Here is a 15,596-nt window from a genome sequence, read left to right as displayed (position 1 = left end):
GGCTGTAAGCTTATTTCAAGACAAACACTAAAGTTGATCGAAGGTACAACAAAAGATTGAAAAATTATCGTAGTAGATTAATGCCCGCAAAAGATATTTACCATGCTGGAGAGAAAACAATCTCGGCAACCCGCGGCGAACGAAAAATCGTTATTGAAATCAAAAGCTTTCGGGGACGTTCTCCCATGCGAGAATTTGAAACAGCGTTAGGTCAGTATCTTATTTATCGAACTTTTCTTTCCATCACACATCCCGATTATCAAGTTTATCTCGCAATCGCACAAACAATTTACGAGGAGTTTTTCACTCAATCCGCGATCCGATTAATTTTACGAGAATATCAAGTTCTATTGTTAATTGTTGACATCGATCGAGAGGAAATCATCCAATGGATAAGCTAACCCATTACCAAAACACGATTAAAAAAATTCTAACCGAATACGAAAGAATCTCATCACAAGTCCCCGACCCCGATGTAGATGAGGTATTGATATTCGACGATGAAAGAAGCCACTATCTTTGGTTTAATATTGGCTGGAAAAACGGGAAACGGATTAAAGCGATTTCCGTTTACGTTCGCGTTAAAAATGACAGAATTTACATCGAGGAAGATTGGACAGAAGAGGGCATCGCTACCGAACTCCTACACTTGGGGATTCCCACTAGCGATATCGTCCTGGCTTTCCAACCTCCCGACGCGAGACAGTTTACCGAATTCTCGATCGCCTGACCGATACCCGAAGTAATATTTCTAAAAAGCCCGATCGAATATGATTGACGACAACAATCGAAAACTGTACGCGAGCGGGGGTTTCGTTCGATATTACACTGCTTTGAGCGCCTTACAGCCCGCGGAAGAAACCATTCTAACCCTCCTGCGCGAGCGTTTGCCGGGGATGAAAATGCTCGATTTAGGGGTGGGAGGTGGACGCACTACCGCGCACTTCGCCCCATTGGTCGCGGAATATACCGGACTGGATTACTCACCGGAAATGATCGAGGCTTGCCGGCAACGCTTTTCCGGGTTCGATCGATCCCTATCCTGGTTCGTCGGTGACGCGAGGGATCTGAGCCGATTCGAGGACGATTCTTTCGATTTTATCCTGTTTAGTTTTAACGGGATCGATTATATGCCTCCCGCCGACCGCGAGCGGGTTTTCGCAGAAGTCGCCCGCGTCGGTAAATCGTCCGGAATTTTCTGTTTCTCTAGCCACAATCTGACGGCGATCGAACGCGAATTCGATTGGAAAAACAAGATCGGTCTAAATCCTTTCAGCGCCTACGTTAACTTGATAATGTGGGCGATCCTGCGCCTTCGCAATCGATCGCTGACTCCCGCCAAATTAGCAACGTCCGATCGAGCGATGATCCGCGATGAACCCCACAACTTCCGTCTGCTGACCTATTACGGTAGACCGCGAGAGCAATCGCGACAATTAGAGCCATTCTTTCGGGATATCAAAATCTTTTCCTGGAAAACCGGTCGGGAAATCGAGAGCGAGAGCGATTTAGAAGCCTGTACCGACCTCTGGCTGTATTATTTCTGTACCATTCCGTGAAGCGATCGGAGAAGGCGGAAGGTGAGGCGAATAAGCGAGGTGAAGGGGATGAAAGAGGCGAGAGAAATGAGGCAGAAAAGAGTTATTAATTTCTCTATCCTCATTATTTCTCTGATTTCATCATTCTATATCTCTATGCTTCCCTCGATGTCAATCGATCTCCGTTTTTCATAGCGTTCGGCAGAATGGCGCGCTAGAGACCGATTTTCATGCTGAGATCTAACCAAGACGATCGGGTTATCGGGGCGCTGGTGGATATGTAATCGACTCCCGTTTCGGCGACGGAACGAATCGTGTCGAGAGTTATATTCCCGGATGCCTCGATTTTCGTACTTTTGGAGAAATCCCGAATAATTTGAACCGCCTCGCGGGTGGTTTCCCGATCCATATTGTCGAGCATGATGATCTCTACCCCGCTCGCCAACGCCTCCCGCACCTCTGCCAGATTGCCGGTTTCTACCTCGATCGTCAGGGGGTAGGGCATGGTTTGGCGGACGCGGCGGACAGCCTCGGAGACGCTCCCAGCGGCCTGTATATGGTTATCCTTGATCATTACGGCATCGTCCAATCCGATACGGTGGTTGATCGCGCCACCGACGCGGGAGGCGTATTTTTCGAGAATTCGTAATCCGGGGGTAGTTTTGCGGGTATCGACTAATTTAGCGGGTAAATCGGCGATTTTATCGGCGTAGCGACGGGTAGCCCCGGCGATACCGCTCAAGCGCATAACGAGATTTAAGGCGACTCTCTCCCCCATTAAAAGGGCCGATAGGGAACCCTCGATTTCGGCGATCGAGTTTCCCGACACGATAGCGTCTCCCTCGACGACTAGGGGGGTAAATCGCGCGGAACGATCGAGCAGTTGGAAAACCCTCGCCGCCACGGGTAAACCCGCGATAACCCCCGTTTCCTTGGCGATCCAGCGGGCGCGCTCGATCCGGTCGCGTCCTTCGAGAATGCCCGCCGTGGTTCGATCGCCGCGTCCGAGATCTTCGGCGATCCAGTTTTCCAGCATTCGATCGAGAAGGAGGGAAGGGGGTAGCATGAGATCTCTCGCGAAATTCAAAAATTGTCGTGTGGTTAGGGAGACAGGAGCCAGGAGACAGGAGACAGGAGACAGGAGACAGGAGTCAGGAGTCAGGAGACAGGAGACAGGAGACAGGAGCCAGGAGGAAGAATAAAGAATCTTATGGATAAGAATCACGGGAAAAACTTCTTTATCTCGTAAAACTCCAGTTTTTAAAGCTGTTAGATCTCCGAAAACGAATTGTGCGAGAGATCTACGGGCTTTTCTCGGAAAAGTTCGCCCGTTCTCGATTATGAAGGAATCGGGGATCTCCCGTCTAGCGGCACCGATAAAAAACCCGACTTTTCGAGAAAGTCGGGTTCGCCATGCCAAAGTAGGGAACGATCGAACTAGGATTTATTCTTCCTCGAAATCGTCCTCGAAATCGTCATCCTCCTCGTCCTCGTCCGATTCCGACCAGCGATCGAAACGACCGGTACCGCGCGAGGAGAGGAATTCATCATCCTCCTCGTCGAGTCCCAGACGGATACCGCCATCCCCTTCCGCGTAGGCGCGCGCGGTCTGATCGTCGAGAATCATGTTCGTGTCGTCCTCCATGTCGGAGAAAGCCGGACGCGAGGGGAAACCGGGCGCCGCCGGCGCGTAGTAGGAGCGATTGTAAGAATACTCCTCCTCGACCGGCGGGTAATCCGCGGCCGTGGTGCCACCCATCTCGTGGGCGTTGAATCCGGTTCCCGCGGGAATCAGACGACCGATGATCACGTTTTCCTTCAAGCCGCGTAACCAGTCGGATTTGCCCTCGATCGCCGCCTCGGTCAGCACGCGGGTGGTCTCCTGGAACGAGGCCGCGCTGATGAAGCTATCGGTATTCAACGACGCTTTCGTGATCCCCAACAGCACCGGCGTGTATTTCGCCGCCGCCGCGCCGGTGATCGACATGGCCTCGTTAACCGTCTCCACCTGATGTAACTCCAGTAACTCGCCGGGAAGCATACTCGTATCGCCCCCGTCATCGATCCGCACCTTCGAGGTCATCTGACGGACGATCACCTCGATATGTTTATCGGCGATATCGATCCCCTGGGATTGATACACCGACTGCACCTGATCGACGAGGAACATCTGGGCTTTTTCCAGCGCTTTTAACGCCGCCTCGTAACTTCCCAACTCGTCCACGTAGTAGTTAAAGAACACCTCTAGGATCTCGTGGGGATTGGCCTGACCGTCGGTAAGCGGTTGACCGGCCTCGATGCGTTGATTATCGCCCACCAAAGGATTCTGACCGGCTAACAGCGGATACTCGCTGATGGTGCCGTCGTCCTCGATCACCTTGATATCGACGATCTCATCGTCCATGTATTCCACCTGACAGACCCCCGGCTTCCGGGCGATAATGCAGGCCTCTTTCGGTTTGCGCGCCTCCAGCAGTTCCTCGATTCTCGGTAGACCCTGGATGATGTCTCCCGTTTTCGATCGCTCGAAGACCAACAGCACCAGATTATCGCCCCGTTGTACCAGATCCCCGTCATCGATGTGCAGGATCGCCCCGGCCGACACCCGGTAAGGTCGGGCGCTCCGTAAATGGATCTCGTGGCCGGTGGCGGTTTTCTCGATCGATAGCACCTGCCCCGAATTGGGCGCGAGCATCCCATCGGCGACCTCGGTTTCCGCGATCACCAGATCGCCTACCTTGCTCTTCGGTTCGGTAGCGATCGGGATAGTGAACTCGTCACTTTCGCGCACCACCAACAGACGACGTACCGCCTCGCTTCCCGGAGAATCGGGAATCCCGCGGATCTGCCCGGCTTCCTTACACTGGATCTCGGTGAGTGCCACGACCGCGCCGGGGGGAATCTCGTCCCCATCTTTCACCAGAATCCGGGTGTGAATATTGCCGCTCAGGGGATCGCCGTCGGTATCGCGACGCAGGACGAGGGATTCGAGGATAACCAATTGCAGGCGTTGGGAATCCGCTTCCTCCGTCGGTTCTAACTCGATATCCGCGGTGAGATGCGACACCGATTCCGGTTCCTCGCTGGAGATCTCCAAGACCAGTTGGGTACTGAGCAGTTGACAGCCCTCGACGGATTTGACGCGCTCGCCGTCCTTGTAGAAAATACGCTGGATCGATCGCAGTTCGATCTGTCGTCCCCCCTCCTGATTGGTCGAACCCTGCGAGGGCGCGGCGGGTTCGTCGTACACGGGAAACTCGTGAACCGGGCGCAAAAGTAATCCCAATCCCTCGTTCGTTTCCACCCATTCCGCCTGCCGCAGTTCCTCGATCGTCACGTCGGGCGTGATCTGCGTTCCGGGGTGAATTAACTGCTCCTGGGCGATCCCGGAGGATTCCGGTTCGAGATCCATGAACAATTGCCCCGGTTTGATAATAATCTCCCGCAGGATGTCGTTTTTCTGGATCACCTCGACCACGCCGCTAGAGCTACAGAAGATATCTTTGACGACTTCTTCCCCGGCTTCCACGTACTGCCCGTCCTCCACTTGCAGGAGGGAGATGTCTTTATTCACCTCGTGGGTTTCCTCGGGAATCCAGAGGATCGTGCCGCCCTTGGTGATCTCGTAGCCCTGTTTGCGACTGCCTTTAGACACCTCGATATCGACGTACTTGATCGTCCCGCCGGTGTGGGTCTGGTAGCGATCGTCGATTAACTCGGCGACGATGGCGTGATTCTGTACCTTCGTTCCCGGAGTGGCTTTGAGCAAAAAGCGCCCGTCCTCGCCGGTGTAGATAATAAACTGCTCCCGGCCGCCGCTACTCTCGACTTTCACCTTCGCGCGATCGAGGGACACGGAAGCGGTCACGATGTCGATCTCCCGGCTATTCTCCTCGAAACGCACGATCCCGCCGTTGGTCGAGACCAGTTTCGTTTCCGCGAGCACGTCGCCCGCGTTCACGGTCGCGCCGTTGGTGATGACCGGTTCCGCGCCGGGCGGCAGGTTGTACACCTCCCCGGAGAGAATCCACAGTAGTCCCCCCCGTTGGGCGGTGCGGGTGGTGTTGCCCTGGCGATCGGTTTTCTCTTCCGGGATCAATTGCGCCGAGAATAACACCTCGCCGGCGAGATCGCTGGTCACGTCCTTGGTGGCTTTCTCGGTGGCTTTCTGCACCTTATCCGAGGCGATTTCCGCGAGCAGTTGCTCCTCGCTCACTTTCGCGCCGTCGGTGACGAATAACAGGGAACCGGTGGTCACGCCGAAGATCACCGAGGCTTTATTTTTCGCGTCGGGAATCAACTCGATATCTCCGGGGGCTTCCACCTGATCGCGCTCGTCCCCGTGACGGGTCCGCACGTTGCGAATACTCAACCCCGGCAGGAAACGGATCGTACCGTTGAAATTGGCGCGCACCTGACGGGCGACCTCCCCGGTGAACACCCCTCCCGTGTGGAAGGTTCTCATGGTTAACTGGGTTCCGGGTTCACCGATCGATTGCGCCGCGATAATCCCCACCGCCTCGCCCATATCGACGGTGTGACCGTGGGCGAGACTCCAGCCGTAACAGTGTTGGCACACCGATCGCACGGCCTCGCAGGTCAGCGGACTCCGCACCTTCACCCGATCGACCAGCCGACCGATTTTCTCGCTGGTCTCGTCGTCGATGATCTGGTTCCGTTCGGCGATCGTTTCCCCGTTAACGACGATATCCTCCGCGAGACTGCGACCGAGCAGGCGATCGCTCAACGGGATCAACACCCGGTCCCCGTCGGTCATCGGCGTTAACTCGATATACCGATTCGTGCCGCAATCGACTTCCCGCACGATCACGTCCTGGGACACGTCCACCAGACGACGGGTTAAGTATCCCGAGTCCGCCGTCCGTAAAGCGGTATCGACCAACCCTTTCCGCGCCCCGTAAGACGAGATCACGTACTCGGTCACGGTCAGCCCCTCGCGGAAGTTGGTTTTAATCGGGAGGTCGATGATCTCCCCCTGGGGATTGGCCATCAGACCCCGCATCCCCACCAACTGCCGTACCTGGCTCATGTTTCCCCGCGCGCCGGAGAACGCCATCATATACACCGAGTTCAGGGGATCGGTAGCCTGGAAGTTCCGCACCACCTCATCTTTGAGCGCTTCGGAGGTACCGTTCCAGGTGTCGATCACCTTCTGGAAACGCTCCACCTCGGTAATCTCGCCGCGGGCGTAGCGCTGTTCGGTGGCCCGGATTTCCTGTTCGGCGCTCTCGATCATCTGCCGTTTCGCCGGGGGAACCGTCAGATCCTCGACACTGATCGACACCCCGGCCTTGGTCGCGAACCGGAATCCCAAATTTTTGAGATCGTCCGCCATCTGCGAGCAACGCGCCGAGCCGTAGTTCTGATACGCCCAGGCGATTAATTTTTTCAGTTTCCCTTTGTCAACAATATGGTTATAAAACATCGGTTGTCCTTACACGATTAGAAGCTTTTACGACAAAGGAGCGGGGCAGGGATGATTTCTTTGAATTCCTAACTCCTATCTCCCGACACGATTACCATCAAGGGCCTGTAGGGGAAAGGAGCGCGGGGGTTAATGAATAACTCCTGACTCCTGACTCCTGACTCCTGACTCGGTGAAACTACACTTCGGCCTCTTCTTCCTCTAGGTCTTCCGTGGTTAACGATTCGTAGGTGGGACGGGAGGGGGCGCGACGGCCGGTATCGGTCATCAGATCCACTTCCACGTCGCGGGAGGTGCCGTCGGGGGCGTTCTCTACCTTGTGAACGGCGATATCTAACCCCAGCGATTGCAGTTCTCGCATTAACACCTTGAAGGATTCCGGCGTTCCGGGACGGGGGATCGGCTTGCCTTTGACAATGGCGTTAAGCGCCTCGTTACGTCCCTGCATATCGTCGGATTTGACGGTTAACAGTTCTTGCAGGGTGTAGGCCGCGCCGTAGGCTTCCAGCGCCCACACTTCCATTTCCCCGAAACGCTGACCGCCCTGCTGGGCTTTACCGCCGAGGGGTTGCTGGGTGACGAGGGAGTAGGGACCGGTGGAACGGGCGTGGATCTTGTCATCGACGAGGTGAACCAGTTTCAGCATATAGGCCATGCCGACGGTCACGGGTCGATCGAACGCCTCCCCGGTACGCCCGTCGTAGACCATCACTTTCCCCGGATGCTCTTCGTCGAACACCCAATCCCGGTTATGTTTTTTAGACGCGTCCTCTAACAGACCGTGTACGGTTAAGCGGCTGGCTTCCTCGCCGTACATCTCGTCGAAGGGGGTGACTTTAAAGCGCACGCCGAGGTTTTCGCCGGCCCAGCCGAGGAGACACTCGAACACCTGACCGACGTTCATCCGCGAGGGAACGCCCAACGGGTTGAGGACGATATCGACCGGGCGGCCGTCGGGTAGGTAGGGCATATCCTCGATCGGCAGAATCCGGGAGATAATCCCTTTATTGCCGTGACGACCCGCCATTTTATCGCCCACCTGGATCTTCCGTTTCTGGGCCACGTACACCCGCACGACCATGTTCGCGCCCGGCGGCAGTTCGTCTCCCTGCTCGCGGGTGAACACGCGCACGTCCACGACCCGACCTTTCTCGCCGTTGGGAACGCGGAGGGAGTTATCCCGCACGTCCCGCGCTTTTTCGCCGAAGATAGCCCGCAGGAGTTTTTCTTCCGGGGGTTGATCCGATTCCCCTTTCGGCGTGACTTTACCGACGAGGATATCGCCGGCTTCCACCCACGCGCCGATGCGGATAATGCCGCGCTCGTCTAGATTCCGCAGGGCATCCTCGCCGACGTTGGGAATCTCCCGCGTGATCTCTTCAGGGCCGAGTTTTGTCTGACGGGCCTCGATCTCGTATTTCTCGATGTGAATACTGGTGTACACGTCATCGTAAACCAGCCGCTCGCTGATCAGGATCGCGTCCTCGTAGTTGTAACCCTCCCAGGGCATATAAGCCACGAGAATGTTCTGTCCGAGCGCGATCTCGCCCCCCTCGGTCGCGGAACCGTCGGCGAGAATCTGTCCGGGGACGACCTGTTCGCCCATGTAGACGAGGGGACGCTGGTTGAGACAGGTGTCCTGGTTCGATCGATTGTATTTCTGGATCTCGTACTCGATCTCGCTCTTGCCGACGATATCGCGGTCTTCCGGCGCGACTTTCACCCGGATCTTCGTGGCATCGACGTAGGAAACCACCCCGTTGGTGCGGGAGACGATGACCATCCCGGAGTCGCGCGCGGTCTGGGCTTCCAATCCGGTGCCGACGAGGGGACGTTCCGGGCGCAGGAGGGGAACCGCCTGTCTTTGCATATTCGATCCCATCAGGGCGCGGTTCGCGTCGTCGTGTTCGAGGAAGGGGATCAACGAGGTGGCGACGGAAACGATCTGTACCGGGGAGACGCACACGTAGTCCACCTGTTCGGGGGTGGTGGTGGAGAACTCCTGACGGTAACGGACGGGGATGGTATCGCCCTGGATATACCCGTTCTCGTCGGTGGCCACGTCTCCGGGCGCTACCCGACAATCATCCTCTTCGTCGGCGGTCAGGTATTTGACCGGTTTATCGTAGCGCACGCGCCCGTTCTCGACGACGTAACAGGGAGTCTCGATGAACCCGTAATCGTTGACGCGCGCGTAGGTCGCCAGGGAGCCGATTAACCCGGCGTTGGGGCCTTCGGGGGTTTCGACCGGGCAGATCCGACCGTGGTGGGACGGGTGAATGTCCCGCACCGCGAAACCGGCGCGCTCGCGGGTCAGACCGCCGGGACCGAGGGCCGATAGACGGCGCTTGTGGGTCAGTTCCGCGAGGGGGTTGGTCTGATCCATGAACTGGGATAACTGCGACGAACCGAAGAATTCTTTAATCGCGGCGACGAGGGGTTTGGGGTTCACCAAGGAGGCCGGGGTTAACGCGTTGGACTCGCTAACGGTCATCCGTTCCCGGATGATTCTTTCCAAGCGGTTCAAACCCACTCGAACTTGGTTCTGGAGCAGTTCGCCGACGGAACGAACGCGACGGTTGCCGAGGTGATCGATGTCGTCGGTACTGCCGATGTCGAATTCCAGGTTGATCAGGTAGTCGATCGCCGCGAGGATATCGGTGGGCGTTAACACCCGCTCGTTATCGGGAACGTTCAGCCGGAGTTTTTTGTTAAGTTTGTAGCGACCGACGCGACCGAGATCGTAGCGTTTGTTGTCGAAGAAACGGGAGTCGAGCAGTTGTTGCCCTCCCATCACCGTGGGCGGTTCCCCCGGACGGAGTTTCCGGTACAGTTCTAGGAGCGCTTCTTCCTCGCTGGGGTTGCCTTCTTTTTCGAGGGTTTTCTGGTAGAACTCGGGGTGACGCAGGGAGTCGAGGATCTCGTTATCGCTCAGACCGATCGCTTTCAGTAAAATCTGCGCCGATAATTTGCGGGTTTTATCGATTCTGACCCACACCAGACCGTTTTTATCGGTCTCGAATTTTAACCACGCGCCGCGGTTGGGAATTAGCGAGGCGGAATAGGTACGACGGCCGTTTTTATCGATTTCCGCTTTGTAGTACACGCCGGGGGAACGGACGATCTGGTTGACAATCACCCGCTCCGCGCCGTTAATAATAAAGGTACCCCGTTCGGTCATCAGGGGCAGGTCGCCGATGAACACTTCCTGCTCGATGTTCTCCCCCGTTTCTTTGTTGATCAGGCGGGTGGGAACGTACATCTGAACGGAATAGGTACTGTCGCGACGCTTGGCTTCATCGACGCTGTACTTGGGTTCTTTTAACTTGTAGTCCTGACCGAGGAAGTGCAGTTCGAGTTTTCCGGTGTAGTCGGTGATCGGCGAGAAACTATTGAGTTCTTCGATCAGTCCTTCTTCTAGGAACCACCGGAAACTAGAATGCTGGATTTCAATGAGATCGGGTAAGAGATTATAGGTTAAGTTGTTCATAGAAATAGAATGGCGGGAATTTATCGGGAATTTCGGGCTAGGATCGCGTTACCGGGGGCGATCGCGCGGCTCCACCTCGATCGATAGTTTGAATAGTTCACGGGCGTTACGGGTGGTTTGGTCGGCTAATGTTTCTAGGGGAACATCCCGCAGACGGGCGACACTTTCGGCGACGCTCAACACGTAAGCGGGTTCGTTGCGTTTTCCTCGATAGGGGGTGGGGGCGAGAAAGGGGCAGTCGGTCTCTACCAATAGTCGATCGTCGGGGACGAGAAGGGCGGATTCCCGCACGGTACGGGCGTTTTTAAAGGTGACGACCCCGCTGAAACTGATATAGAACCCGAGGTCTAAAAACCATCGGGTTTCTTCCGGCGTTCCGCTCCAGCAGTGCATGACTCCCCGGACGGTTCCGACGTTGCTTTGGAATTCCGCGAGAACCTCCCGCATCGCGGGCGCCGCGTCGCGACAGTGAACGATGACGGGTTTATCGAGGGCGCGGGCGATTTCTAGCTGGGCGCGAAAAACTTCTTTCTGGTGTTCCCGGTTTTCGGCTTTATAGAAGTCTAGTCCCGTTTCCCCGATCGCCACCACGCGCCGATCGGAACGAGCCAGGGACTCGATCCGATCGGCGGTGCCGTCCGTCCATTTCTCGCTGTCTAGCGGGTGTAAACCGACGGCGAAAGAGATTTCCTCGAAGCGATCGGCGATCGAGCGGATCGTCTCGAACTCGTCCGGTTCCACGCAGGAATGCACGAGATGAACGATCCCGGCCTTTCGCCACCGATCGGCGATCGAGACGATATCTTCGGCGAAAACGTCGAAGTTTAAGTGAACGTGCGTATCGATTAGTTGCATCTACCCCCGATCGCTCAAGAACGCGCGCTTTCCCTATGCCGGTCGATCGTACTCGGTGATACCCACCCCGAAGGCGTTTGCCGAAAGTGATTCTCTCGCTGACCCTACGAAGCCATTGTAACTTTTTTAAAAGCTTTTGCTAGGTTGGCCTTTTTTCTGGCTCCATTATTTCTATGGAGAACGTTGCGCTTAACGGCCTTGTCAATTTTGCTGTAGGCCGCGGACATAGCTTCTTGAGCGGTTTTCAGGGCTTCGGGGTCGGGGTTAGCACTGTAGGCAGAGACCGCGAGAAAACATTTTTTCATTAAGGTTCTCACCGCTGACTTGTACGCTTTATTGCGGAGTCGGTTTCTTTCAGAGATTTGAACTCGTTTGAGTGCAGACTTTGTATTAGCCACGGTCGTTTCTCGTTCTCAATACTTGGATAGATTATCGGGACTCGGACAGATGATTATAGCAAGTTATCGGATACCGTGGCAAGGGTTTGTCGGAAAATCCTCAAGGCGCTCGCCCGATCGCTCTCTCGACTAACTCACCGGTTAAGTATTTACGCGGGATGTCTCGCGCGACACCGGGAACGGGAAGATCGAGTTTACGGGCGATTTCCGAACTTTTTGCCAGTCTTCGGCGGATAGAAGCCGTTCGATCTCCATCCGGGCGATCGGGTAGCGGGCGATATCCGCGTGGCGTTGTTTTTCCCCGGCGAAATTCTCGATCTCCCTCCATTCCTCGTTTTCGACGCTCTGTAGCGCTTCCTCTGCCTCGGGATCTAGCGTGTTCACGATTTTAGCCTCCTAAGTACCTCTTTTGCATTTTTCGGCTGGGAATGATGGTTTTGAGGAAAATTTCGGTTTCGTCCTCCACGTAGGGAACCCTATCAGCGTATTCTCTTATTTTAACGATCGATATCCTCTGTCCGGGGTAACGTTCGGGATTCGGAGGATCGAGGATCGCCAGTAGCTCCCCGGACTCGATCGCTCGAACGACTTCCTCGAACGCGATTCCCCTCTCGGCCATTACACCGACGGTTTTTGGCCTCGTTCCAATAGACGGGTTTCATCGTGATCGGGATCGTTGCCTTGACTTTAGCATCTTCTCCCTCTCGCGCCCGGGGTCGATCGGGGCGGGATCGCCTCCCCGGTCTAGCGTGAAAACGGTAAGCTAGTAGGTGAAGAGTCCAACCCTTCTTACTCTCGTCTCGTCCATAGAGGGATGATAACTCGATGTTACGAATTATCAGTGAGCCGTGGTCAGCCAGAACGGAACTGCGACGGATTCGGGAACGGTTCGACGATCCGGACATCCGTCAGAAGGAGTCTCTTGTCCGGGAGATCGTGGACGAGGTGCGTCTTCGGAAGGATGATTCGCTGATCGAGTATACGGAAAAGTTCTATCATCAGGTTCTCGATCCCCACCAGATCAAGGTCAGCGGTTCGGAACTGGACGCGGCTTACCAACAGGTTTCCCAGGAGTTATTGGGGGCGATCGAGCGGGCCTGTCAGAAGTTGGAAGCCTTTCACCGTCAGCGTCTCCCGAAACCGTGGGTACAGTTTAACGACGACGGGACGGTATTCGCGCGACGCTATCAACCGATCGCCTCGCTGGGAATTCACGTTCCCGACGGTAATCGAGCCTATTTAAGCCTGCTTTTACAACAGGCGATCCCCGCGCGGGTGGCGGGAGTGAAACGGGTGATCCTGGTTTCGTCTCCCGGAGCGGAGTTGAGAATCCATCCGGCGATTCTCGTGGCCGCTCAGGAGGCGGGAATCTCCGAGATCTATCGGGTGGGGGGGCCGCAAGCGATCGCCGCGCTGACCTACGGGACGGAAACGATCGAACCGGTCGATACGATCGCCGGAATCGGCGATTTTTATGTAACGTTGGCCAAAAAATTGGTGGCCGATCGGGTGCGGGTGGATTCTCTTTACAACGCCTCGGATCTGGTTATTATCGCCGATAAGCGGGCGAATCCCCGTCGATTGGCGATGGATTTACTCGCGCAGGCGGAACAGTATTCCCTGGCTTCGGCGATTCTCTTCACGACGGATAAGACGTTAGCGGCCGAGGTTCAGGAAAGGGTACACCAACAGCTACAGGTACACCCCCAGCGATTGTTGACGGAAAAGGCGATCGCCCATTACGGTCTGATCGTGGTGGTGGATTCGATCGCCCGCGCGGTGGAGTTGTCCAATTCTTTCGCCCCCAGCCATCTGGAATTGATCGTCGAGGAACCCTGGGATCTTCTGCCCTCGATCCGACAAACGGGGACGATCTTTCTGGGCGCTTCCACCCCGAAGGCGATCGGCGATTATTTGGGATGTAACGCGACCTCCGTGGAGAATTTCCTACAATCCTCGATCGTCATCGAATATCCCGCCGATCCCTTCCAAAAAATGTCGGATACGCTAGAAACGCTCGCCCGATCGGAGGGCTTTATTTCCGCCGTGGAATCGATACAGAGTCGGGTCGAGGGGGACGGGGAATAAGCGTCGCGACGGGATCGATCGGGTCGATTAATCCGCTCGATCGGTGGACGAATTGAGGGAACGAAGATTCGCGTTAATTTCATCGGTTTTCACGGGCGTTTTGGGTGGGAAGTTCGAGCTTCTTACCGAAAAACGCCCGGTGCCGATCGTCTTCTCTGATGGACCGATCTTTTCGGGTAGGTCGCTTTGAACGCTTTCTCTATTACCGGCGGGTCTGTCCATTTCGGGGAAATTCGGTATCGATCGGTCACTTTTTGAGGATTCCCCGATACAGGATTGTTCCGAGTTTTGCACTTTGGCGAGGTAAACTCTACGTTGGCAAAAAAGCGTTGACATTCTGGAAAATATTATGGCCGACTTGATCGTGATCGCCTACGACGACAAATTTAAAGCCGAGGAGGTACGTCTAACCCTCGCGAAACTACAACGGGAATATCTGATCGAACTCGAAGATGCCGCCGTGGTCGTTAAGGAAGACGATGGCAAGGTGAAATTGAAACAGGCGGTGAATTTAGCCGCCGCGGGGGCATCGAGCGGTAGTTTTTGGGGTTTACTGATCGGGATTTTATTTTTCGCTCCCGTACTCGGTGTGGCTCTCGGCGCGGCCGGTGGCGCGTTGGGAGGCGCGTTAAGCGATATCGGGGTTAACGATAATTTCATGCGGGAACTGGGAGCGACCCTACCGAATGGTAGTTCGGCCCTGTTCGTCCTCGTCAGAAAAGTTACCCCCGACAAGGTACTCGAAGAAGTCGCCCCCTACGGTGGCAAAGTATTACGCACTTCGCTGACGAAAACCGAAGAAGCGGAATTACAAGCGATTCTCGATAAACACGGGGTAAAAGCGGCAGATATTCAGAAGGCTTCCGCGGAGTAAAGGAACGGGAAATTAGGGAGATGGTGGGGATGGGGAAATTTTTCGGGGAAAAGATCCCCCGGACAAGGGAAAAGAGCTTTCTTAATCCTTTACCCTTTCACCTCCCCCATCTCCCGGCTCCTGGTGGGTTACGCTTCGCGCTTCCCACCCTACGGTCTACGGTCTAAATTTTTAATGAATCGTCGCCATGTCCCGTTTTTCGAGATCGAGTTGGATAGATAAGGTGATTCATCCGCGCGCGAGGCTTTTTCTTTCGATCGCCATAACCGTACTCGTCTATTATTGGTTTCCCCTTCCCCGCGAGTATTGGGATCTTCAATTTATCCTCGCCTACGTCGCGGGGGTGTCCGTTCAACTGGTACTGATCGCGATCATGATGTTCCGTTCGACGGCGGAGGCGACCATGCGACGATCGCGCGCTCTCGAACCGAGCAATACGGGAGTTCTGAGCGCGGTGTTACTCTTCTCTAGCGTTTCCCTGATGGCGATCGCCCTGATGTTAAATAATTCTCGCGTCCGACCGGCGATCGTGGCGAACCTTCACATGGGTCTGTCCCTGTTGGCGATTTTTCTGTCCTGGTTGTTCGTCCACACCTATTTCGCGCTTCACTACGCGCGCGCTTACTATCAAGAACCGCGGGCTTTAGATAAATTTTCTGCCGATGACGCGAAATCAAAGGAATATATTGGTGGATTAACGTTTCCGAATCCGGGGCTGGCGGATTACTGGGATTTTCTCTATTACTCCTTCACGATCGCCATGTGCTATCAGACCTCCGATATCTCGGTAACTTCCGTATTAATGCGCCGCATTACCCTGATTCACGCGATTATCTCGTTTATCTACGTTTCCTGCATTTTCGGTCTGGTGGTTAACTTGGTCTCGAACGTGGTCTAGGGAACGTTT

Annotated in this window: 13 protein-coding genes; 7 read left to right on the top strand and 6 right to left on the bottom strand. The window is 55.3% G+C overall.

Annotation, left to right across the window (positions count from 1 at the left end; translation table 11 throughout):
• The first annotated feature begins 80 nt into the window (after positions 1–80).
• The 3 genes from V0288_RS15435 to V0288_RS15425 are packed head-to-tail and all read left to right on the top strand — an operon-like array spanning position 81 to position 1,559.
• Positions 81–401 carry an element excision factor XisH family protein gene (locus tag V0288_RS15435; RefSeq protein WP_332866021.1) on the top strand — a complete coding sequence of 107 codons (321 nt, stop codon included), beginning with the start codon at positions 81–83 and terminating at the stop codon, positions 399–401.
• Entirely contained in the window at positions 389–730 is a 342-nt protein-coding gene (locus tag V0288_RS15430) for a XisI protein (protein ID WP_332866020.1), read from the top strand. The genes V0288_RS15435 and V0288_RS15430 overlap by 13 nt, the downstream gene beginning before the upstream one ends.
• 40 nt (positions 731–770) lie before the next feature.
• Positions 771–1,559: a class I SAM-dependent methyltransferase gene (locus V0288_RS15425; RefSeq protein ID WP_332866019.1), complete on the top strand. Its 789-nt coding sequence runs from the start codon at positions 771–773 to the stop codon at positions 1,557–1,559.
• A gap of 193 nt (positions 1,560–1,752) precedes the next feature.
• Here V0288_RS15425 and nadC read toward each other — a convergent pair whose 3' ends face one another.
• A complete protein-coding gene (gene nadC, locus V0288_RS15420; protein WP_332866017.1) occupies positions 1,753–2,604 on the bottom strand; it encodes a carboxylating nicotinate-nucleotide diphosphorylase in 852 nt (283 codons plus the stop codon).
• Between nadC and V0288_RS15415 the strand changes: the two genes are divergently transcribed.
• Positions 2,603–2,740: a hypothetical protein gene (locus tag V0288_RS15415; RefSeq protein WP_332866016.1), complete on the top strand. Its 138-nt coding sequence runs from the start codon at positions 2,603–2,605 to the stop codon at positions 2,738–2,740. The two genes, nadC and V0288_RS15415, sit on opposite strands and share 2 nt — an antisense overlap.
• Before the next feature lie 242 nt (positions 2,741–2,982).
• Here V0288_RS15415 and V0288_RS15410 read toward each other — a convergent pair whose 3' ends face one another.
• The 5 genes from V0288_RS15410 to V0288_RS15390 form a co-directional block, all read right to left on the bottom strand.
• Positions 2,983–6,984 (bottom strand): DNA-directed RNA polymerase subunit beta', encoded by a 4,002-nt coding sequence (locus V0288_RS15410; protein WP_332866015.1) that lies wholly within the window; start codon positions 6,982–6,984, stop codon positions 2,983–2,985.
• A gap of 178 nt (positions 6,985–7,162) precedes the next feature.
• Complete coding sequence (gene rpoB, locus V0288_RS15405; protein ID WP_332866014.1) at positions 7,163–10,474, bottom strand: DNA-directed RNA polymerase subunit beta; 3,312 nt, start codon at positions 10,472–10,474, stop codon at positions 7,163–7,165.
• Between the two features lie 48 nt (positions 10,475–10,522).
• A complete protein-coding gene (locus V0288_RS15400) occupies positions 10,523–11,329 on the bottom strand; it encodes a TatD family hydrolase (RefSeq protein ID WP_332866013.1) in 807 nt (268 codons plus the stop codon).
• Between the two features lie 104 nt (positions 11,330–11,433).
• The gene (gene rpsT / locus V0288_RS15395) at positions 11,434–11,727 is read right to left on the bottom strand and encodes a 30S ribosomal protein S20 (protein ID WP_332866012.1); all 294 of its coding nucleotides are present in this window, start codon (positions 11,725–11,727) and stop codon (positions 11,434–11,436) included.
• A 141-nt stretch (positions 11,728–11,868) separates the two neighbouring features.
• The gene (locus V0288_RS15390; protein ID WP_332866011.1) at positions 11,869–12,111 is read right to left on the bottom strand and encodes a hypothetical protein; all 243 of its coding nucleotides are present in this window, start codon (positions 12,109–12,111) and stop codon (positions 11,869–11,871) included.
• A 441-nt stretch (positions 12,112–12,552) separates the two neighbouring features.
• Between V0288_RS15390 and hisD the strand changes: the two genes are divergently transcribed.
• From hisD to V0288_RS15375, 3 genes are all read left to right on the top strand, one after another.
• On the top strand, positions 12,553–13,815 hold the full coding sequence (gene hisD, locus V0288_RS15385) for a histidinol dehydrogenase (protein WP_332866010.1): 1,263 nt from the start codon (positions 12,553–12,555) through the stop codon (positions 13,813–13,815).
• A gap of 349 nt (positions 13,816–14,164) precedes the next feature.
• Complete coding sequence (locus V0288_RS15380) at positions 14,165–14,689, top strand: DUF1269 domain-containing protein (RefSeq protein WP_332866009.1); 525 nt, start codon at positions 14,165–14,167, stop codon at positions 14,687–14,689.
• A 223-nt stretch (positions 14,690–14,912) separates the two neighbouring features.
• Positions 14,913–15,587, top strand: coding sequence for a DUF1345 domain-containing protein (locus V0288_RS15375; RefSeq protein WP_332866008.1), 675 nt, complete (start codon positions 14,913–14,915; stop codon positions 15,585–15,587).
• The last annotated feature ends 9 nt before the right edge of the window (positions 15,588–15,596 follow it).

Source organism: Pannus brasiliensis CCIBt3594 (genome assembly GCF_036688125.1).
GTDB lineage: Bacteria > Cyanobacteriota > Cyanobacteriia > Cyanobacteriales > Microcystaceae > Pannus > Pannus brasiliensis.
This window is presented reverse-complemented; position numbering and strand designations above follow the sequence as displayed.

Bases quoted from the DNA above. Each gene is read 5' to 3' on its own strand.
- V0288_RS15435 (WP_332866021.1), top strand. From the start codon at position 81: ATGCCCGCAAAAGATATTTACCATGCTGGAGAGAAAACAATCTCGGCA.
- V0288_RS15430 (WP_332866020.1), top strand. From the start codon at position 389: ATGGATAAGCTAACCCATTACCAAAACACGATTAAAAAAATTCTAACC.
- V0288_RS15425 (WP_332866019.1), top strand. From the start codon at position 771: ATGATTGACGACAACAATCGAAAACTGTACGCGAGCGGGGGTTTCGTT.
- V0288_RS15415 (WP_332866016.1), top strand. From the start codon at position 2,603: ATGAGATCTCTCGCGAAATTCAAAAATTGTCGTGTGGTTAGGGAGACA.
- nadC (WP_332866017.1), bottom strand. From the start codon at position 2,604: ATGCTACCCCCTTCCCTCCTTCTCGATCGAATGCTGGAAAACTGGATC.
- V0288_RS15410 (WP_332866015.1), bottom strand. From the start codon at position 6,984: ATGTTTTATAACCATATTGTTGACAAAGGGAAACTGAAAAAATTAATC.
- rpoB (WP_332866014.1), bottom strand. From the start codon at position 10,474: ATGAACAACTTAACCTATAATCTCTTACCCGATCTCATTGAAATCCAG.
- V0288_RS15400 (WP_332866013.1), bottom strand. From the start codon at position 11,329: ATGCAACTAATCGATACGCACGTTCACTTAAACTTCGACGTTTTCGCC.
- hisD (WP_332866010.1), top strand. From the start codon at position 12,553: ATGTTACGAATTATCAGTGAGCCGTGGTCAGCCAGAACGGAACTGCGA.
- V0288_RS15380 (WP_332866009.1), top strand. From the start codon at position 14,165: ATGGCCGACTTGATCGTGATCGCCTACGACGACAAATTTAAAGCCGAG.